Source organism: Agrobacterium sp. CCNWLW32 (assembly GCF_037083425.1).
GTDB classification, from domain to species: Bacteria; Pseudomonadota; Alphaproteobacteria; order Rhizobiales; family Rhizobiaceae; genus Agrobacterium; species Agrobacterium radiobacter.
The window spans coordinates 155,855-176,591 of sequence record NZ_JBAOJM010000002.1 but is presented as its reverse complement, the minus strand read 5'-3'; the positions used below and the strand labels follow the sequence as shown (position 1 = coordinate 176,591).

Here is a 20,737-nt window from a genome sequence, read left to right as displayed (position 1 = left end):
CCCCTTTCTCTCGTTGAAAAAAAGCACAACTAATACAGGCGGTCGCAAGGCCGCCTTTCTTTTTGCCGCGACGGCCGATGCCATTCAGCGATTTTCCGGATGATCCATCGATTTCGAGACCAGCAGCACAGGAACAAGCCCGGCGATAATGATGATGATCGCCGGTACGGCAGCATCCTGCACCTTTGAGCGGGATGCATCCTCATAGACCAGCGTTGCCAGCGTGTTGAAACCGAAAGGCCGGAGCAGGATGGTGGCCGGCAATTCCTTCATGGATTCGATCAGCACCAGAAGAAAAGCAGTCAGCGCGGCCGGCCGCATGTTCGGCAACAGCACCTTGAACAGCGTCTGTGCCCGGTTGCGCCCAAGCGTTCGCGAGGCCATGTCGATATGCGGCGAGAGCTTCTGGAAACCGGCATCGAGCGTGCCTTCCGCCATGGTCATGAAGCGCACGGCATGGGCATAGATGATGGCGAAGGCGGTGCCTGATAGTAGCAGGCCGCTGGAAAAGCCGAAATGGGAACGGATGAACCCGTCGACGCCGTTATCGAGGCTGGCCAGCGGAATGAGCACGCCAATGGCGAGCACGGTTCCCGGCACGCCATATCCCATTGAGCCGAAGCGGGCGGCGACCTTGGAGGTACGCGAGCGCTCGGTGCGGATGGCATAGGAAAACACAAAAGCGGCAATCAGCGTCACGAAGGCGGCGGAAAGCGAGACTTCGAGACTGTGTCCGAGCGCTTTCAGAAGCTTCGGGGAGAACAGCGCGTCGAGCCTCTTTGCTGCGTAACCGCCGAGCACGATCACCGGAATGAAGAATCCGCTCGCCACGGGTACGAAGCAGAACAGGCCGGCGCACCAGCGCCGCCAGCCGGTCAGCGCCTTCAGCCGGTGGCGCTGCGCCATGCTTGTCGCCTTCGGCGCGCCGAAGCGCTGTTTTTCGCGGGCGTTGCGTTCGATGACGATCAGTGCACCGACGATGATGAGGATGACGGCGGCGATCTGGGTCGCATTGGCAAGATTGCCGCGGTTAAGCCAGGTCTCGTAAATGGTGAAGGTCAGCGTCTGGACGCCGAGATATTCGACCGCGCCGATATCGTTCAGCGTCTCCATCAATACCAGCGACAGGCCGATGGCAATCGCCGGCCGCGCCATCGGCAATTGCACGGAGAAGAACACGTTCAGAGGCCTTGCGCCAAGCGTGCGGGCCGCATCAGCCGCAAAACGTCCCTGCATGGAAAAGGCGGCGCGCGCCGAGAGATAGACATAGGGATAGAGTACCGAGCTCAGAACGATGACAGCACCGCCGAGCGAGCGTATATCCGGAAACCAGTAATCGCGGATGCTGTGATAACCGAAGACGTCGCGAAGGGTGCTCTGCACCGGGCCGGTAAAGTCGAGAAACTCACCGAACGCATAGGCTGCCAGATAGGACGGAATGGCGAGCGGCAGGACAAGTGCTGCCGACAATAGTCGTCGCAGCGGAAACTCGAATGTGGTGATGAGCCAGGCGCAGACAATACCGAAAAATGCCGTCGTCGCGGCCGTCATCCCCAGCAGCATGAAGGTGCGAAAGCCGGCGCGCGGCAGAACATTGGCGAGAAGATGCTGCCACCCCTCCGTGCTGCCGGTCAGCGCCAGCCAGAAGATCGCCAGAATGGGCATGGCGGCAATGGCTGCGACGATGATGGCCGCAATCGGCAATAGCGAAACGCGTTTTGTCGCGGGAAGGGGAGCCGTCATGGGCATGCGAGCCTGCTGTCTTGCAAAAGCCTTAGCCGACTGATCCTTCAGCCGGCGGCTTTCGCATTGCTACGCCCGCATGACGTCAGTTGGCAAGAACCCGCTGCGACGGAAAGGTGATTTCCACCAGCGTTCCTTCATTTGGCGTCGAGGTGATGGAGAAATTCGCACGGTTGGCGTCCACCATGGCCTTGGTCAGCGGCAGGCCGAGCCCGGTGCCGTCGCCCCGCACACGTTTGCCGGAAGAGGCCACTTGCCGGAACGGCTTCATGGCCTGCTCCAGTTCCGCGCGCGTCATGCCGATGCCGGTATCGCGGATGCGCAGCGACACGCTGCCATTGGCTTCATAGGCTGTGGAAACGACGATCTGGCCGCCTGATGGCGTGAAACGGATGGCGTTCGACAGGATGTTCAGCACGATCTGCTTGATCGAGCGCAGGTCGGCGACGATCTGCGGCACAGATTGCGCAAGGGCCGTGCGGATAATGACACGCTGGTTATTGGCTTGCGGCTGCACCAGCGACACCGCCTCGGCCACCGTCTCGTTCAGCGGCACGGCGATGAAATCCACATCCATCTGCCCGGCCTCGATCTTCGAAATATCGAGGAGATCATTGACGATATCGAGCACATGCCGGCCGGAGCGGCCGATATCATTGGAATATTCCACATAGCGCGAATGGCCGATAGGCCCGAAGCGTTCAGTCGCCATCATGTCGGCAAAGCCGATGATGGCGTTGAGCGGCGTGCGGATTTCATGGCTGACGCGCGCGAGGAAATCGGTCTTGTGGGCATTGGCGGTTTCCGCCGCCCGCTTGGCGTTGCGCAGTTCCTCTTCCGTGCGCTTCCACTGGGTGATATCACGGATGACAACGCAATAGCCATGCGAGGATTTAAGCCGGCCGATGGTCATGAACAGCGGCAGGAAGCCGCCGGATGCCTCGCGGCCGATCACTTCGCGGCCATCATTCAGCACGCTCGCGACACCGTTATTGGCAAGGCCGGAAAGATAGTCCAGCACGGCGCGCTGGCTCTCATGGGCAAAGAGGGTGACGAAAGGTTTGCCGGCGATTTCGCCATTATCATAATTGAACAGCGCGCTGGCGGAACGGTTGAGCGAGCGGATTTCGCCTTCGTCTCCCAGAAGCACCACGCCATCGGTGGCGGTTTCCAGAATGGAGTGCAGTTCCTCCACTTCGCCCTGCAGGAGGGAGAGGCTGCCTGCTTCCGCATTTTCGATGTCGCCGGCCGCTATGTTTTCGTTGGCGGCCGCAACCGGCGCCTGCTTTTCCTCAAGCGGCACCAGCGACAGCATCAGCGCCTTGGTTTCTTCCCAGCGGATGGATTGTAGCCGCGCCTTGACCGGAATGATGTCGTTTTCGGCGCTGACGACGACCATGCCGCCCTCATTGTCCGGCATGTCCTCCAGATCCTGCCGCTGCAGCAGCGCTTCCAGCCCGCCGACATCTTGCAGTTCGGCGAGAGAACCATATCCCGTCAACCGCAGAAAATCCGGATTGGCGTGGATCAGCCTGTCGCCGGCATGCACCAGAAGCGCAACGGGCATCTGGTCCAGCGTCTCGGCCGTCAACGCATTTGCGGGGCGAACGGACGGGCTGACCATGGAGGCGGCAATATCGGCAGTCGGCTGCTCGTCAATTGCAGTCTCCTGCTTTTCGTCAGAGCCGCTTTCATCCGCCGCTGCGCGAATGGTCGCGGGCTGCTCGCCACGAACATAGTCCGCAAAAAGATCGTCTTCTTCCGCCGGTTCGTTCGTCTTTTCGTCATTTTTCGTATCGAAGGGTGCGCTTTCCGGCGCATCCGCAACGATATCCTGCTGGATATCCTGCCCTGCCGGCTCGGCGGAAATGGTCTCCGCATCTGTGCCCGGGTTTTCCTCCGAAGCAGTATCCGCCGGCGCCAGAGCCCGGCCGATTTCGCGGAAGGCAGCCTGCTCGCCTGCGGTCAGGCCCTCGCGGGAGCGGGAACGGCGCTCCTCCAGATGGACGACCTTGTCGGAATAGGTTGGCTCCAGCGCCGGCGCTATGACAGGCGCTTCGAATTCCGGCGGGGTATAATCAAGGTGCGGTTCTTCGACAGGGACCGCATCCGATGCGCCGTCTGCCGCATCGAGGTCCGTTGCCGGGGCCTCATCCTCACCGGAATCGCCGCCTTCGTCGTCATCCTCATCGATAAAGGCCAGCAATTCGTGGCTTTCATCCTCGATAGACGGCTGCGGTAGTGCTTCTACCGGATCGGCCTCTTCGCCATCGAGGAAGGTAAGGCCCGTGGCATGCGGGTCTTCGGTGGCATCGGCAAGCCGCACGATACCGAAACCGCGGAAACCGTCGAATTCGCGTGAGCGCGTATAGGTGGGCAGGGCGGCGAGATCGATCGGCACCATCAGCGATGTGCCTTCCACCGGCCAATAGATCGTCTTGCCCGACCAGGTGTCGCGACGGCCGAGAAGCTCGCGGATCTTGCCGTCGGGATCGAGATTGAACAGGGCCGCGACATCGGCAAAGCCCATGCCTTCGACGGCAGCAGCCTTGGCGCCCACGGCTTCCGCAAACTCATGCGAGATCGAGCTGAAACGTCCTTCGGCGTCGATTTTCCAGACGAAACGGGAAGCGCGTGCACCAGCATTGAAGACAAAAGGCTGTGCTTCTGCGCCAGCGCCGTTGTCTGTCTCCTCGGTCTCCGTCGTTATCTCCTCATCCGCCGCAGGAGCAGCTTCTGCCGCTGCGGTTTCGAGGATTTCATCGTTCGCAACTGCGCTTTCTTCGGCCCGGGCCTCTTCGGCAGGGGCGTCGACGATCGCCCGCTCGGTTAAGGGAGCCTCTGATTCATCTTCATCAAGTTCGAAAAGATCGGCGATGTCGTCAGTCATCGCCATATCAGCGGCGGCGTCGGCCTCCTGCGCGGAAAGCTCCGCCGGGGTCTCCGCTCCGATTTCCGGCAACGTCAGAAGGCTGTTCTCATCCTGCTGTGCTGCCACTTCCTCTTCGGGATCGGCCAGCAGTTCCTGCACCTCTTCCACATCTTCGATGCCAGCGACGGCATCGAGCACGGAATCGAAGGAGGCGGCTGTTGCGACAGCAGGCGCGGCCTCCGCAACCGGCAAGGCGGGTTCGGCGGCGGTGGGCGTTTCCTGCGGCCTGTCTTCCGCAAAACCATTAACGGGGTCGAGTGTGCCCAGCGCGGTTTCGACCACGAACATGAGGTTCAGTTCGGGCGATGCCGCGATCTGGCCGGTAGCGGCGGGCAGATAGCCCTTGCCGGTTGGCACCGGCCGCTTGACGAGACGGCCGGACTGGCCGGCTGCCATTTTCACCAGTGTCCGCGCCGTGTGCGGCGTGATACCGAGCGACGAAAAGCCGGGCGAGGCGGCGATAATCTCGTTCGCGCCGTTCAGAACCGCCATATGGATATCGGGATCGTCAAAACCTTCGATCATGCGCCGGGCGCATTCTGCCGTGTCGGGTGCGGCCTGATCGGTAAGGGCCGAAAACAGGATGGCCGGCTGACCGGGCTCGGCCTCGATGATTTCCGCGCGCGCGGTGACGGCAAGGCTGCGGAAACCCGATGTGACGCGAATGGTAAACGGCAGGCTGTCGCCCGCTTTGGAAAGCCGCGCCGCCGTGGCCGCCAATTGCCGGAAGGTCACGTCCTGTGGCTTCGGGCCCTGTTCCAGAAAATCATAGACCATCGGCGTGCCGAACAGCGCCGCACCCCGGCCATTGGCCCAAAGGGCATTTTTAAGGTCCAGCGAGAACAGCGCCATGGCCGCGCCACGCCCGAAACCTTCACGCACCCGTTCATGTACTGCGATATCGATAAAGGGATACTGGACGGCGGGCATGTCGAAACCTATTCTGGCACTACCGGACCTTGCGGGCTTTCGGCTTCCTCATGAAGCGCAAAACGTAAACCCGCCGAGGCATCACGTTAACAGAATTTTAAATAACTTCACAGCGCTGCCGGGTCCACCATCTGCGGGATGAATCGCCAAATAGAGTTAACATCAACAGGCCGCTGCGGCTTCTCCATGTCAGCCCGGCCCATTGAAAAGAACTTGCCTTTCGACGCCTTTTTTCGCAAAATTCGAAGAGGCACTTGCAAATGGGGGAAACACCTTTTATGTCACCCCCCGTGACGCCGCTTCGGCGTTTCATGTGCGGTTGTAGCTCAGTTGGTTAGAGCGCAGGTTTGTGGCACCTGAGGTCGGTGGTTCGACCCCACTCAACCGTACCATTCCCCTCTCCCGATAAGTCTATATGTCACAATGACTTACCGGGAGAGGGGAGTATTTTCTTCCGTCGATGCTGTTCATGCCTGCGGATCCCTGCTGAAGCCCTGACGCCGCGCAGGCTGCTTCCGATTTCCGAAAATCCCCAAAACCATTGCGTGACTGTGTCGTTCCCATGCAGCATGGGTAACGCATGAACCCTGGGCCACATGCAGCCCGGCAAAAACCATTTGGCTAAAATCTCTTGCGCTGGTATTGTCCGCCCAACGAAACCTTATGAAAGCCAGCAGCATAGCGTCTACGCTTGTGCGCGGCGAAATGGACAAGACAGTGATCGACCCCGGAAACGGCCCAAAGCCGTCGGAACAAGGGGCGTCGGTGGCGAACAAAGGGAAAGCGAAGCGATCCCGTCGTGGCAAGAAACACAAGCGTGACGGTCAGCCCCGTGACGCTGTTGTGCTGTCGCATGATGTTGCCGCGGATGTTCCGGCCGGTTCCTCCTACGTATCGGCTCTCGAGCCGGATGCCGAGCCGCGCAAGAGAAAGCGCCGCAGGCGCTCCCGCGGCAAGGGTACGTCTCAACAGGCTGCCCCAGCTTCCAGCGCGCAGACGCAGGCTCCAGCCGCAACAGATGCGGCCAATCCATCCTCCGTGCCGCCGGGCGGCGGGCGAAAGTCGCGCCACCGCAAGCGTGGGCATCGCGATCCGCGCGGCCGTGATCCACAGGGTCGTCCGCTGGTTCCTACCCATGCGCCGAAACATGTCGGCAAGCAGAATGGCCGGGCCAACGGGGCTGGACAGGAACCGCACCGGCAATCCGAAATATCCGCCCGCCACGCAGGCCGCCAGCACGAGCATGGCCAGGAGCCGCCGGCGGATATGTATGCCGCGCTCGATCTCGGCACCAATAATTGCCGCCTTCTGATCGCGCAGCCGACGCGGCCCGGTCAGTTCCGGGTCGTCGATGCCTTTTCGCGTATCGTCCGGCTGGGTGAGGGGCTGGTGTCGAGTGGGCGGCTGTCCGATGATGCCATGGATCGTGCTGTCGAGGCGCTGAAAGTCTGCTCCGCGAAACTCTCGGGCCGCCCGATCAGGCGCATGCGTCTCATCGCCACCGAGGCCTGCCGCGCTGCGTCGAATGGCGAAGAGTTTCTGGCGCGTGTCACGCGGGAAACGGGACTGAAGCTTGAAATCATCAGCCGCGAGACGGAAGCCCGCCTTGCGGTGTCTGGCTGCGCCTCGCTCGTCGGGCGTGAAGCACGCTCCGTCGTGCTGTTCGATATCGGTGGCGGATCCTCGGAAATCGCCGTTATCAAGGTCGGGGAAAATCGCTCGAACCGGCTCGCCAATCACATCACCCACTGGACCTCGCTGCCGGTTGGCGTCGTCACGCTTTCGGAACGTCACGGCGGCCGTGATGTGACGCCGGATGTCTTTGCCGCCATGGTGCGGGAAGTCGAAGGGCTGCTCGATGCCTTCCATTGCCCGCCTCTGGCGCCGCAGATGCATCACGAGGATTTTCACCTGATCGGAACGTCGGGCACGGTGACGACGCTTGCCGGCGTCCATCTCGATCTGCCACGATACGATCGCCGCAAGGTGGATGGCCTCTGGCTTTCCGACGCCGAGGTGACGGCGATGCAGGACAAGCTTCTGGCCTGGGATTTCGCCGGCCGCGCCGCCAATGCCTGCATCGGGCCTGACAGGGCCGATCTGGTTCTGGCCGGCTGCGCCATTCTCGAGGCCATTCGCCGCCGCTGGCCGGCGCGGCGTATGCGGGTGGCCGATCGCGGTCTGCGCGAAGGCCTCTTGACGGATATGATGGCGGATGACGGCGCATGGCGGCGTAACCGCATAAGGCGCATGCAGATGACACGGCAGGACAGGACGGAAGGTTTGACATGAGCAAGGCGCCGACAAGCACCAATCGCACCGGCCGAAAGATCGGCCAGAAGGTCAAGAAGACCAAGCTCAAGGCCTCATCGCGCCGTTGGCTTGAACGTCATATCAATGACCCCTATGTGCAGCGCGCCAAGCTTGAAGGCTATCGCGCCCGCGCCGCCTTCAAGCTGCTGGAAATCAACGACAAGCATCAGATATTGAAGGGCGCGACCCGCATCATCGACCTTGGTGCGGCACCAGGAAGCTGGTCGCAGATCGCTTCGAAGGTGACGGATTCCACCGAGGACGATATCCGCGTCGCGGCGATCGATTTTCTCGAAATCGATCCCATTCCCGGCGTAAAAATCCTGCAGCTCGACTTCCTTGATCCGACAGCACCCGAAAAGCTGATGGAGGCCGTTGGCGGCACGCCTGATCTGGTATTGTCGGATATGGCGGCGCCCACCACCGGGCACCAGAAGACCGACCATATCCGCACCATGCATCTGTGTGAAGTCGCTGCCGATTTCGCCGTTCAGGTGCTGGCGGAAGGCGGCCATTTCCTTGCCAAGACCTTCCAGGGCGGCACGGAAAAGCAGTTGCTGGACATGCTGAAGAAGAACTTCAAGCAGGTGTTGCACGTCAAGCCGGCGTCCTCACGCTCGGAATCGGTGGAAATGTTCCTGCTTGCCAAGCACTTCAAGGGCCGCAAGAACGAGCCGGTTGACGCATCCGAAGCCGACGAGGCGGCGGAAGACTGATTACTCCGCCGGTTGCGAGACCTTGCCGCGGTGGCCGGAGACGGCCGCCCCGGCATTGCCGTTCATGCGGATGATCGGCACGATGGCGAACAGCGATACCAGCGCCACGATGGTGAAGGCGACGTGGAAATCGGCAAGCTGCAGATGCGAGCCTGACATCATGCTGCTGACTTCCAGAATGGAGGCGGCGAAAGCCACGCCCAGCGCCAGGCTGATCTGCTGCAGTACAGACGCCATCGAGGTCGCCTGACTGGCCTGGCTGTCCTCGATATCGGAATAGCTGAGCGCGTTTGACCCCGTGAAGAAGAAGGAACGGGCAAACCCCGCCGTGACAAGGAAGATCATGATCAGCGGATAGGGCGTTTCCGGCGTGAAGAAGCTGTTGGCAAGCGTTGTGAAGGCGCCGACGATGCCGGCCCCAATCAGCGTCGATCGGAAGCCTGTCGCCGCAAAGACCCGCTTGGCCATGAATTTCGTGGTGATCGCACCGATTGCGCCTGCAAAGGTGATCATGCCTGACTGGAACGGGTTCAACCCGAAACCGATCTGCAGCATCAGTGGCATCAGGAAGGGAATGGCGCCCGTGGAAATGCGGAAAACGGTGCCGCCGACGGAAGCCGCCCGGAAGGTCGCGTTCTGGAATATGCGGAAATCCAGAATGGGGGCAGGGTGGCGTGCGGCGTGGCGCATGTAAAGAAAACCGCAGATGAAACCGATGATCGTCGAGGCGATGCCGATGGCGGGCGGCAGGGCCGGAAGGCTGACGACCGAGAGGCCGAATACGACCCCGGAAGCGGCGATGCCTGAGAGCACGAACCCTTTGCCGTCCATCGGCGGTGGGTTGGTGGTTTCGATTTCCGGCAGGAAGATCGTCGAGAGCCAGATGCCGATGACGCCGATGGGCACGTTGATCAGGAAAATCCAGTGCCATGAAAAATAGGTGGTGATGAAGCCGCCGATGGGCGGGCCGGTCAGCGGTCCCACAAGTCCGGGTATCGTCAGCAGCGCCATGGCTGAGACGAGCTCGCTGCGCTTGGTCGTGCGCAGCAGCACGAGGCGGCCGACGGGCGTCATCATCGCACCGCCCATGCCCTGCAGGAAACGCGAAAGCACGAATTCGAACACCGACGAGGACACCGCGCAGCAGATCGACCCCACGACAAAGACGCCGATGGCGAAACGGAAGATTTTCTTCGCGCCGTATTTGTCGGCCATCCAGCCGCTGATGGGAATGAAGATCGCCAGCGCCACCATATAGGCGGTCAGCGCGAGCTTGAGCGTGATCGGCCCAACATTAAGGTCGGCTGCAATCGCCGGAAGCGAGGTGGCGATGACGGTGGAGTCCATCTGCTCCATGAAGAGAGCGACTGCCAGGATGAGGGGAATGATGCGGTTCATGAGGCTGCCTGCGGCTTTCCGCTGCGACAAAGGATATCGCCGTTCCTCCTACGCCTGATGAGCGGGCTTGCCAACACGTTAATTATCAATTTCTCAAGTTCCGATCAAACCTGCGTGAGGCCGGTTTTCTTGCAACTTTCTCGCTCTATTGTCCGTTGGGTGAGTTCAGTTGGCGATCACGGCCAGTTGGCGATATCGGGAGAAAGATGATGACCCAATCCTTGAGCATGAGCAGACGCGGCCTCATCGGTGCGGCCGGTGCAAGCGTTCTCGGCGCGCCGCTTTTGATGGCGCGCAGCGCAAATGCCCAGACCAACCAGCCGCAGACCTCCATGGAGATCAAACACGCCATGCCGCCGGAAACCAACCGCTTCAAGCTCGGCAATTTCGAAGTGCTCGTGGTGAAGGACGGCTCGCGCGCCGCACCCAATCCCGGCGAGACCTTCGGCACGGATCAGTCTGCGGAAACGGTCGGCAAATTGCTGGAAGACAATTTTCTGCCGAAGGAGCAATTCGTCAATTCCTTCTCGCCGGTTCTCATCAATACAGGCACGGACCTCGTGCTGTTCGACACCGGTTTTGGTGAGGCCGGTCGCGGCGCCGGCAATGGCCGCCTGACCGAGGGCATGGCGGCGGCCGGTTATTCGCCTGAAGATGTAACCGTGGTGGTGCTGACCCATATGCATGGCGACCACATAGGCGGGCTGATGGAAAAGGGCGCGCCTGCGTTCTCCAAGGCGCGTTATGTTTTCGGACAGGCGGAATATGATTTCTGGGCGGACGAGAAGCGTGTCGGCACACCTGCCGAGGGCGGCCATAAGGGTGTTCTGGCCAGCGTCAAGCCGCTGGCGGAAAAGGCGACCTTCATTGGCGATGGCGCCAATGTGGTGTCGGGCATCACCGGCATTGCGGCTTTCGGCCATTCGCCTGGCCATATGATCTTCCGTGTCGAATCGGAAGGCAAGCAGCTGATCCTGACGGCGGACACGGCCAATCATTTTGTCCTGTCACTGCAAAGGCCGGACTGGGAGGTCAAGTTCGACATGGACAAGGCGGCGGCGGCCGCGACCCGCAAGAAAGTCTATGACATGATCGCTACCGACCGGCTGCCCTTCCTTGGGTATCACATGCCTTTTCCGGCTGTCGGTTACGCGGAAAAGCTGGAGACGGGTTACCGTTTCGTGCCGAAATCCTATCAGTTCGATATCTGATATCTGCTGCAATGCAGCAACAGAGGGGACCCGGAAGGCAATTCCGGGTTTTTTCTATTCCCTTCCTGTCATGAACGTGTTACCAGCCCTCGCCAACTTCCAAGCAATCCTTGCAGGGCGCCGGGGTGAACTTTTCGTTCCGGAACGGCCACGCATTTTCATTATGAAGGAATTTGGTCATGGCACGCATCATTCAAACACCCACTGGTTTGGACGCTCTCACATTTGACGATGTGTTGCTGCAACCCGGACATTCCGAGGTTATGCCGGGACAGACGAATATCGCCACCCGCATCGCCCGCGATATCGATCTCAACCTTCCAATCCTCTCTTCCGCCATGGACACGGTGACCGAAGGCCGTCTCGCTATCGCCATGGCCCAGGCCGGCGGCATCGGCGTTATCCACCGCAACCTCACCCCCATCGAACAGGCTGAAGAAGTTCGGCAGGTGAAGAAGTTCGAAAGCGGCATGGTCGTCAACCCGGTCACGATAGGCCCGGATGCGACGCTTGCAGAAGCGCAGGCGCTGATGAAGGCGCATGGCATTTCCGGTATTCCGGTGGTTGAAAATGGCGGCTCCGGCGGCCACAAGAACGGCCGCCTCGTCGGCATTCTGACGAATCGCGACGTGCGCTTCGCTTCCGATCCGCAGCAGAAAATCTATGAACTGATGACCCGCGAAAATCTGGTCACGGTCAAGGAAAGCAGCGTCGATCAGCAGGAAGCGCGCCGCCTGCTGCACAAGCACCGCATTGAAAAGTTGCTGGTGGTGGATGGAAAAGGCAATTGCGTCGGCCTCATCACCGTCAAGGATATCGAGAAATCGCAGCTTAATCCCAATGCCACCAAGGATGCACAGGGCCGTCTTCGCGCCGCCGCCGCCATCAGCGTTGGTGCCGATGCCATCGAGCGCGCCGAGCGCCTCATCGATGCTGGTGTAGACCTTCTGGTCGTCGATACCGCACACGGCCATTCGCAGCGCGTGCTCGATGCCGTTTCGGTGGTCAAGAAGATGTCGAACTCGGTTCGCATCATCGCCGGCAATGTCGCAACCGCTGACGGCACCAAGGCGCTGATCGATGCCGGCGCCGATGGCGTCAAGGTCGGTATCGGCCCCGGTTCCATCTGCACCACCCGCATCGTCGCCGGCGTCGGCGTTCCGCAGCTTGCCGCGATCATGTCGTCGGTCGAGGTGGCCAATGCGGCTGACATTCCTGTCATCGCCGATGGCGGCATCAAGTTCTCGGGCGATCTGGCCAAGGCGATCGCCGCCGGTGCCTCCGCCGTCATGATCGGCTCGCTTTTGGCCGGTACGGATGAAAGCCCGGGCGAGGTGTTCCTCTACCAGGGCCGTTCCTTCAAGGCCTATCGCGGCATGGGTTCCGTTGGCGCCATGGCGCGCGGCTCGGCAGACCGTTATTTCCAGGCGGAAGTGCGCGATACGCTGAAGCTCGTTCCCGAGGGCATCGAAGGCCAGGTTCCCTATAAGGGTCCGGTTTCCGGCGTGCTGCACCAGCTGGCTGGTGGCCTCAAGGCCGCCATGGGTTATGTCGGCGGCAGCAACATCAAGGAATTCCAGGAGCGCGCCACCTTCGTTCGCATCTCCAGCGCGGGCCTGCGCGAAAGCCATGCTCATGACGTGACGATCACCCGCGAAAGCCCGAACTATCCCGGCGCGGTTTGATCTTTCGAGCCGAATCCGTAAAAAGATAGGCTAGTTATTTGGCGCTCCCCGATCTCAAGCCGGATCGGGGAGCGTTTTCACGATTGGGGGAGAAAGCATGTCACCAACGACCGCAATGTTCTGGCCGATGATCGCCCATGTCTTTCTCGTCTTCTTGCTTTACGGCCTGCTGATCATCCGGCGCAACAAATACACCTTCAAGGATCGCGAATCGGCGATCAAGCTGCGTGATCACGGCGAGGAGGCGCACGAAAGCCGTTTGGTGAACCGCAATATCGCCAACCAGTTCGAGCTGCCGGTCCTGTTCCACATCGCCTGCCTGCTGCTTTACATCACGGATGCGGATAATGTCGTCACCGTTGTTCTGGCGTGGCTGTTCGTGCTCTCGCGCTACGTCCATTCCTATGTCCACGTCACCAGCAATCGCCTGCGTCAGCGCGGGGCATTGTTCGGCATCGGCTTTGCACTGGTCGTCTGCCTGTGGGCATGGCTCGCCATATGGTTGGCGCTGGAATAAATCAGCACCGTGAGGTTGCCTCATAAGTGAGACAATCCCGCCTTGCAAAATACTCCGATTTGCGATGGGTCAATTCCATGACGCCGCATCCCCGTTAATCTCTGCCTGCCGTCGAGGATTTCAGGCGAGCAGAGATTAGGGAGTATGTCATGGCTAAGACAATGAAGGCGGCGGTTGTCCGCGCATTTGGAAAACCGCTGACCATCGAGGAAGTGGCGATACCGGATCCCGGTCCCGGTGAAATTCTCATCAACTACAAGGCGACGGGCATTTGCCACACCGACCTGCACGCAGCAACGGGCGACTGGCCGGTCAAGCCCAACCCGCCCTTCATTCCCGGCCATGAAGGTGTCGGTTATGTCGCCAAGATCGGCGCAGGCGTCACCGGCATCAAGGAAGGCGACCGCGCCGGCACACCGTGGCTCTACACCGCCTGCGGATGCTGCATTCCCTGCCGTACCGGCTGGGAGACCCTTTGCCCAAGCCAGAAGAATTCGGGTTATTCCGTTAATGGCAGCTTTGCCGAATATGGCCTTGCCGATCCGAAATTCGTCGGCCGCCTGCCGGATAATCTAGAATTCGGTCCCGCCGCACCCGTGCTCTGCGCCGGTGTCACCGTCTACAAGGGTCTGAAGGAAACCGAAGTCAGGCCCGGTGAGTGGGTGGTCATTTCAGGCATTGGCGGGCTTGGCCACATGGCCGTGCAATATGCGAAGGCGATGGGCATGCATGTCGTTGCTGCCGATATTTTCGCCGAAAAGCTGGCGCTTGCGAAAAAACTCGGAGCCGATGTCGTCGTCAATGGCCGTGCGCCTGACGCAGTTGAGCAGGTGCAGAAGGCAACCGGCGGTGTCCATGGCGCGCTGGTGACGGCGGTTTCGCCCAAGGCCATGGAGCAGGCCTACGGTTTCCTCCGCTCCAAGGGGACGATGGCGCTTGTCGGCCTGCCGCCGGGCTTTATCTCCATTCCGGTTTTCGACACGGTGCTGAAGCGCATCACGGTGCGCGGCTCCATCGTCGGCACACGGCAGGATCTGGAGGAGGCGCTGACCTTTGCCGGAGAAGGCAAGGTCGCCGCCCACTTCTCGTGGGACAAGCTCGAAAACATCAACGATATCTTCCATCGCATGGAAGAGGGCAAGATCGACGGCCGCATCGTCGTGGACCTCGCCGCCTGATGTGAAAATGCGGCCGCGGCGCTCACGCAAATGTGTGACGCCGCTTCCGCCCGCATCGTTCCCCGCAGGGCGATCTGCGCTATCCTTCCGCATCCGTGCGTTCAAGGAGGATAGAGCGATGGACAAGCCCAAGATTACGCAGGCCATGATCGACGCTTATGATGAATATACCCATCTCAGCCTCGACCGCCGCAAATTCATGGAAAAGCTCACCGTGCTGGCCGGCTCCGGTGCGGCCGCCGCGGCAATCGCCCCGCTGCTTTCCGCCAACAGCGCCCGTGCGGCAATCGTAGCACCCGATGATGCGGGGATCGTCGCGGAAGAGGTGACATATCCCGGCCCCGCCGGCGAGATGAAGGGTTACCTCGTTACACCGAAATCGGCGTCTGGCCCCATCGGCTCGGTCATTGTCATCCATGAGAACCGCGGTCTGAACGACCATATCCGTGACGTGGCCAGACGGGTGGCGCTTGCCGGTTTCCGGGCGCTTGCGGTCGATTTCCTCTCCCCGCAGGGCGGCACGCCCGCTGACGAGGAGAAGGCACGGCAGATGTTCAGCGGTCTCGACATGGATGCGACCGTCGCCAACGCCGAAGCGGGCCGGGTATGGCTTGCGGCAAGGCAGGGGGCGAATGGCAAGGTCGGCGCGGTCGGTTTCTGCTGGGGCGGCGGGCTGGTCAATCGTTTCGCGACCAAGTCGGCAGGTTTGAATGCCGGCGTCGCCTATTATGGTCAGCAGGCGCCGGCGGCCGATGTGCCTGCCATCAAGGCGCCACTGCTTTTGCACTATGCGGGTCTCGACGAGCGCATCAATGCCGGCATCGACGCCTACAGGAAGGCGCTGGAGGAAAACGGCAAGACCTTCGAAATCTTCGTTTATGACGGCGTCAACCACGCCTTCAACAATGACACTTCCTCGGCGCGTTACGACAAGGCGGCTGCCGATCTTGCCTGGGGCCGGACGACGGATTTCTTCAAGAAATATCTGGTGTGATGGGGTTTCGAGGTTGCCACTCGGTTCTTATCACCGTTGGCGAAAGGCTCTGGATGTTGTCAATTGACAGTGGATCGAAGGCCTATGCGGCTTCACCCCCTCTGCCCTGCCGGGCATCTCCCCCTCAAGGGGGGAGATCAATCTGCGGCGATGTTTCGTCCATCTTGAAGCTTGAGAATGAAGCGACAAGAGGGCTTCTTGCCGATCTCCCCCCTTGAGGGGGAGATGCCCGGCAGGGCAGAGGGGGGTAAAGCCCGATACCCTCGATCCGCTGATCTAAACGCCACCAGCCCCGCGCTTCAAATGCTCGTCAAGCCTTGGCATTATCTCCACGAAATTGCAGGGCAGGTGGCGATAATCGAGCTGAGCCTTGAGGATGCCGTCCCACGCATCCTTGCACGCCCCCGGAGAGCCGGGCAGCACAAAGATGAAGGTCGCGTTCGCCACGCCGCCGGTCGCGCGTGACTGGATGGTGGCGGTGCCGATCTTGTCATAGGAGATACGGTGAAAGAGGGCGGAAAACCCGTCCATGCGCTTTTCGAACAGCGGTTCCAGCGCTTCTGGCGTCACATCGCGGCCGGTAAAGCCGGTGCCGCCCGTCGTGATGACCACATCCACGCCTTCAGAGAGCGTCCACTCGCGCACGGTGCCGGCAATCGCTTCCTTGTCATCAGGCACGATGGCGCGGGCGGCAAGCCTGTGGCCCGCATCTTCCAGCCTTGCGACGAGCGTATCGCCGGATTTGTCATTCTCCAGCGTGCGGCTGTCCGAAACGGTCAAAACCGCAATGCCCAAGGGGATGAAGGGTCGTTCGCCTGCCATAGCCTAATCCTCAAATGGTCCGAGTCGCCTGAAAGTACCAGCCGGGGCGTTTCTTTCGAAGCGATGTTTGCGCTATCAGGGCCGCTTCAAGGGAATGAAAAATCCCGAAACAGGTTGCACCCGAACCAGACATGCGGACAAGCGCAGCACCTTCCTGCGAGAGTAACCCGGCAATCTCCCCAATTTCCGGAAGCAGCGCCTGTGCTGGTGGTTGCAGATCGTTACGGCTCCGGGCGAGAAAATCCATCCAGCCAATTGTCGCATGGGCGGGCAGGGGCGGATTGGCCTTGTTCCGCAATCGCCGGAAAATCTCCGGTGTAGAGACGGCCTTCAGCGGATTGGCCAGAACCAGGAACAGTTCCGGCAAATTGGTGACCGGTTCAATGTCCTCGCCAATGCCGCGCGCGATCAGGGGTCGGCTCTCAAGGCACATCGGCACATCCGCTCCAAGCTTCAGGGCCATGGAGGAAAGCGCATCCGGTGCCGCCCCGGCGCGCCAGTGCCGCAAAAGCCCTCGCAGCGTCGCCGCCGCGTCCGCCGAACCGCCGCCGATGCCCGATGCCACCGGCAGGTTCTTTTCAAGGTGAATGGCGACCGGGCGTGCTGGCTGACCCGTCGACGCAAGTCTATCGCGCAACAAATCTCTGGCGCGGGTGACGAGATTGTCGCCGCCATCCCCGGCGCGCAGAAGATCGCCGAAGGGGCCTGAGATGGAGAAACTATCGGCATCGGCGTCGCGGATGCGGATCGTATCGCCGGCTTCGGTGAAGGTCACCAGCGTTTCAAGCAGATGATAACCATCCGCTCTCTGGCCGGTCACATGCAGCGCCAGATTGATCTTGGCCGGGGCCGCCTCGATTGTCTCAGCCGCCCCGGTGATGCCCTGCGTCGGCATATGGCGTCAGGATTTCTTGTCCGGAGCAGGGGCCGCCGGGGCAGGAGGAGCCGGCGGTTGCGGCGCTGCATCCTTCTTGGCGGTATTTTCGGCGTCCTTCTCCACCGGCGGCAGGCCGTTGGCGATCTTTTCCTTCACCTTGGCCTTGTCCACATCATCATTGTCGCCGATCAGCGCGCGGTTCCATTGATAGACCGCCTCGATCTTGCGACCCACGCGCCAATAGGCGTCGCCAAGGTGGTCGTTAATGGTCGGATCGCCGGCCTTGAGCTCGATTGCCCGTTCCAGCTCGGTTACCGCCTCATCGAAAGCGCCGAGGCGATAATGCGCCCAGCCGAGCGAATCGACGATATAGCCGTCATTCGGCCGAAGCTCGACCGCGCGGCTGATCATCTTCATGGCTTCATCGAGATTGATGCCCTTGTCCACCCAGGAATACCCCAGATAGTTCAGAACCTGCGGCTGCTCGGGGTTCAGCTCCAGCGCCCGCTTGAAATTCGGTTCGGCCTTGTCCCATTCCTTCAGCCGCTCATAGGCGATGCCGCGCTGGAAGAAGACCGTCCAGTCGGATTTCTGCGGCACGGAGCCGATCACCTCGATGGCCTTGTCGTAGTTTTCGGCCATTGCCCTGTAGTCCTTGGCATCGGAAAGCACGCTGCCATAGGCGAGATAGGAACGGATGTCCTTCGGATCGGATTCGAGGAGGGATTTGAGATGCTTGCGCGCCTCATCCACCTTGCCCGTCTGCGCAAGCGTCAATCCGAGCTGCAGCTCGGAGATGCGATACATCGGGGAATCTTTCGGCACCTCGCGGTAGAACGCAATGGCGCGGTCAGGCTGTTTCAGGGCTTCAGAAAGGCCGCCGAGAAGGATGAGCGTATCCGGGCTCTTGGGATCGAGCGCGCGCGACGTCTGCAGATAAAGCGTCACTATCTCTTCGGCGCCTTCGCGGTTCAACGCGCCGGCGATGGAGAACATGACGCTGGCCGCACCTTCCACGGCATTGGTGATCTGCTGCTCCGGCTTTTCACCATTTTCGATGGACTGGCGAAGTGCTTTCAGCGGCGCGTAGTTCGGCGCGAAAGTGTCGCCGACCGCAATCGCGTCCAGCGCCTTCTGCTTGTTGCCGGCGGAAGCTTCGAGCCGGGCAAGCGCCATGACCGCCCGCATATAGGTGTCGGAGGCGGTTGCCCCGCCTTCGCGGTCCGTCACCGCTTCGTTCAGGCTCTTGCGGGCGGCTTCAGTATTGCCGGAAACAAGGGCGATGGCCGCCGCATTGTATTTCTGGAAGATCGAAATCCAGCCCGGGCCCTTCATATTGTTGACGAGCGCCAGCGCTTCCTTCGGCTTGCCGGAACCGGCACGCGCCCAGGCGGTCAAAAGCGTATTGACCATGCGGTCGAGATCGTTCGGACCGGTATATTTCAGGATCTTCTCGGCCTTGGCGAATTCCTTGTCCTTGATGGCGTCCAGACCGCGCACGATGGTCGTGACACGCTCCACCGAGGTATCGTCCTTCATCGAATCGGCGATCTTGGCGCCGGCTTCGAAATTGCCGCTCAGAAGTTCGGCGATCATCAGCCGCTGGCGGATTTCCGTATTGGCCGGATCGAATTCAAGCGCCTTCTTGTAGAGCGAAATCGCGGTCGGATAGTCCTGATCGACATCGGCATTGCGCCCGGCGAGGAAGGCGCCGGAGAAGGTATTTACCTTGCCGGGATCGAACGTAACGGCTTTGTCTTCCGGTTTCGCCTTCGTCTCCGCAAAGCCGGGGCTTGCACCCGCGCCGATTGCGAGAGCAGCGGCGAGAGCCGCGCTGCAGAGAAGACGGAGTGCTGGTTTACGCCGCATGAGGGAACCTTTGCCTTTGTGCAGAAGCACGGAAAAATCAGTTTCCATTGTTGGTCACGATAGAATGGCTTTTTTGAAGCAACGCCGCAAGAAATTATGGCCCCGGCCACAATCACACCTTGCGGAGAAGCTGGCCCGGAACCTCGGGCGGATGGTCTTTTCCATCCGCCGTTCGCCCGGCCTCTAGCGTCAGTTCAGACGCTCGATGCAGAAGTCGATCACTTCCAGAAGCGCGTCTTTCCACGGGCTCTGCGGCAGCGGCGCGAGCGCGTCACGGGCAATGGTGCCATAATGCGTGGCGCGGCCGATCGTATCGCCAAGACCGTTATATTTGGTGATCAGGCCAAGCGCCTTTTCGAGGTTCTCGTCGCTGCTTTCGCCTTTTTCAATGGCGGTGCGCCAGAAGGCGCGCTCATCCTGCGTGCCGCGGCGATAGGACAGTATGACCGGCAGCGTGATCTTGCCTTCGCGGAAATCGTCGCCGGTATTCTTGCCGAGATCGGCGGACTTTCCACCGTAATCCAGCACGTCGTCAACGAGCTGGAAGGCGAGGCCGAGATTCATGCCGTAGGATTTCAGCGCGCTGCGGGTCGCCTTGTCGGTTTTGGCGACGATGGGGCCGACTTCCGCCGCCGCCGCGAAAAGGGCGGCCGTCTTGGCGCGAATCACCTGCAGATAATCGTCTTCGGTCGTTTCCATGTTCTTGGCGACCGAAAGCTGCAGCACTTCGCCCTCGGCGATGACGGAGGCGGCGGTGGACAGCACGTCGAGCGCATCGAGAGAGCCGACATCCACCATCATGCGAAACGCCTGGCCGAGCAGGAAGTCGCCGACGAGAACGCTCGCCTGGTTGCCCCAGATGGTGCGGGCTGTGGATTTGCCGCGGCGCAGATCGCTCTCATCGACCACATCGTCATGCAGAAGCGTCGCCGTATGCATGAATTCCACGCTGGTGGCGAGCTTGATGTGGTTGTCGCCCTCGTAACCGAACATCGAGGCCGAGGCGAGCGTCAGCATCGGCCTCAGGCGCTTGCCGCCGGAGGAGATGAGATGATTGGCCACTTCGGGTATCATCTGGACATCGGAACCGGCCTTGGAAAGGATAAGCTGGTTCACCCGTTCCATGTCGGGGCGGGTCAGGTCGACAAGCGGCTTGACGGATGCGAGTTTGTTTTTGCTTTCTTCAAGCGGTATGACGACGCCCAAGGGACAGGACTCCAGTTCGAATTTGAATTCGACAATAAAAACTGACGCCTTGCGCGGCAAGGGGCGAATTGCCGCTAGCCATTCAAAAAGATGGGAATTTAGGGCTTATCCATGCGTGAACTGATCCGTACCAACGATGCAGTGCTTCTGTCCTTCGCTGAAAGCCTGATGAAGGATGCCGGCATCCACTGCCTCATTGCCGATCAGGCGATGAGTATTCTGGAGGGATCGCTCGGCCTTTTGCCCCGTCGGTTTCTGGTGGAGGAAGATCGGGCGGACCAGGCCCGCCGCATTCTCATCGATGCCGGGCTGGGCGACGAGTTGCGCAACGAAGAGGCTTGAACGG

General features: G+C 60.7%; 15 protein-coding genes and 1 tRNA gene. 9 read left to right on the top strand and 7 right to left on the bottom strand.

The window, feature by feature from the left end; translation table 11 throughout:
- Positions 1–84 precede the first annotated feature (84 nt).
- Positions 85–1,749, bottom strand: coding sequence for an ABC transporter permease (locus V6R85_RS04740; protein WP_162695460.1), 1,665 nt, complete (start codon positions 1,747–1,749; stop codon positions 85–87).
- Positions 1,750–1,828: 79 nt separating this feature from the next.
- A complete protein-coding gene (locus tag V6R85_RS04735) occupies positions 1,829–5,605 on the bottom strand; it encodes an ATP-binding protein (protein WP_111833702.1) in 3,777 nt (1,258 codons plus the stop codon).
- Between the two features lie 315 nt (positions 5,606–5,920).
- Between V6R85_RS04735 and V6R85_RS04730 the strand changes: the two genes are divergently transcribed.
- The 3 genes from V6R85_RS04730 (at position 5,921) to V6R85_RS04720 (ending at position 8,634) form a co-directional block, all read left to right on the top strand.
- Positions 5,921–5,997: transfer RNA gene (locus tag V6R85_RS04730), tRNA-His, on the top strand.
- Between the two features lie 271 nt (positions 5,998–6,268).
- Positions 6,269–7,897, top strand: a complete 1,629-nt coding sequence (locus tag V6R85_RS04725; RefSeq protein ID WP_031234391.1) for a Ppx/GppA phosphatase family protein — start codon at positions 6,269–6,271, stop codon at positions 7,895–7,897.
- Positions 7,894–8,634: an RlmE family RNA methyltransferase gene (locus V6R85_RS04720; protein WP_003503282.1), complete on the top strand. Its 741-nt coding sequence runs from the start codon at positions 7,894–7,896 to the stop codon at positions 8,632–8,634. The genes V6R85_RS04725 and V6R85_RS04720 overlap by 4 nt, the downstream gene beginning before the upstream one ends.
- Here the strand turns inward: V6R85_RS04720 and V6R85_RS04715 are convergent, their stop codons facing one another.
- Positions 8,635–10,032, bottom strand: a complete 1,398-nt coding sequence (locus V6R85_RS04715; RefSeq protein ID WP_111833701.1) for an MDR family MFS transporter — start codon at positions 10,030–10,032, stop codon at positions 8,635–8,637.
- Between the two features lie 209 nt (positions 10,033–10,241).
- On the opposite strand from V6R85_RS04715, the gene V6R85_RS04710 reads away from it, so the two are divergent.
- The 5 genes from V6R85_RS04710 to V6R85_RS04690 all read left to right on the top strand — a co-directional run bounded on the left by V6R85_RS04710 (position 10,242) and on the right by V6R85_RS04690 (position 15,617).
- Entirely contained in the window at positions 10,242–11,243 is a 1,002-nt protein-coding gene (locus tag V6R85_RS04710) for an MBL fold metallo-hydrolase (protein ID WP_031234390.1), read from the top strand.
- 179 nt (positions 11,244–11,422) lie between these two features.
- On the top strand, positions 11,423–12,928 hold the full coding sequence (gene guaB, locus V6R85_RS04705) for an IMP dehydrogenase (protein ID WP_020812622.1): 1,506 nt from the start codon (positions 11,423–11,425) through the stop codon (positions 12,926–12,928).
- Positions 12,929–13,043: 115 nt separating this feature from the next.
- Positions 13,044–13,445 carry an MAPEG family protein gene (locus V6R85_RS04700; RefSeq protein ID WP_003503274.1) on the top strand — a complete coding sequence of 134 codons (402 nt, stop codon included), beginning with the start codon at positions 13,044–13,046 and terminating at the stop codon, positions 13,443–13,445.
- 149 nt (positions 13,446–13,594) lie between these two features.
- Positions 13,595–14,623 carry an alcohol dehydrogenase AdhP gene (adhP, locus tag V6R85_RS04695; RefSeq protein WP_003503273.1) on the top strand — a complete coding sequence of 343 codons (1,029 nt, stop codon included), beginning with the start codon at positions 13,595–13,597 and terminating at the stop codon, positions 14,621–14,623.
- Positions 14,624–14,741: 118 nt separating this feature from the next.
- Positions 14,742–15,617, top strand: a complete 876-nt coding sequence (locus tag V6R85_RS04690) for a dienelactone hydrolase family protein (RefSeq protein WP_111833700.1) — start codon at positions 14,742–14,744, stop codon at positions 15,615–15,617.
- A 276-nt stretch (positions 15,618–15,893) separates the two neighbouring features.
- On the opposite strand, the gene moaB is transcribed toward V6R85_RS04690, so the two are convergent.
- The 4 genes from moaB to V6R85_RS04670 form a co-directional block, all read right to left on the bottom strand.
- Positions 15,894–16,439 (bottom strand): molybdenum cofactor biosynthesis protein B, encoded by a 546-nt coding sequence (gene moaB, locus V6R85_RS04685; protein WP_060722926.1) that lies wholly within the window; start codon positions 16,437–16,439, stop codon positions 15,894–15,896.
- 10 nt (positions 16,440–16,449) lie between these two features.
- Complete coding sequence (locus V6R85_RS04680; protein ID WP_111833699.1) at positions 16,450–17,334, bottom strand: 4-(cytidine 5'-diphospho)-2-C-methyl-D-erythritol kinase; 885 nt, start codon at positions 17,332–17,334, stop codon at positions 16,450–16,452.
- A gap of 6 nt (positions 17,335–17,340) precedes the next feature.
- Positions 17,341–19,185: a tetratricopeptide repeat protein gene (locus tag V6R85_RS04675; RefSeq protein ID WP_087744258.1), complete on the bottom strand. Its 1,845-nt coding sequence runs from the start codon at positions 19,183–19,185 to the stop codon at positions 17,341–17,343.
- Positions 19,186–19,374: 189 nt separating this feature from the next.
- On the bottom strand, positions 19,375–20,391 hold the full coding sequence (locus V6R85_RS04670) for a polyprenyl synthetase family protein (RefSeq protein WP_003503263.1): 1,017 nt from the start codon (positions 20,389–20,391) through the stop codon (positions 19,375–19,377).
- Between the two features lie 111 nt (positions 20,392–20,502).
- Here V6R85_RS04670 and V6R85_RS04665 point away from each other — a divergent pair, with 111 nt between their 5' ends.
- On the top strand, positions 20,503–20,733 hold the full coding sequence (locus V6R85_RS04665; RefSeq protein ID WP_003503261.1) for a putative signal transducing protein: 231 nt from the start codon (positions 20,503–20,505) through the stop codon (positions 20,731–20,733).
- The last annotated feature ends 4 nt before the right edge of the window (positions 20,734–20,737 follow it).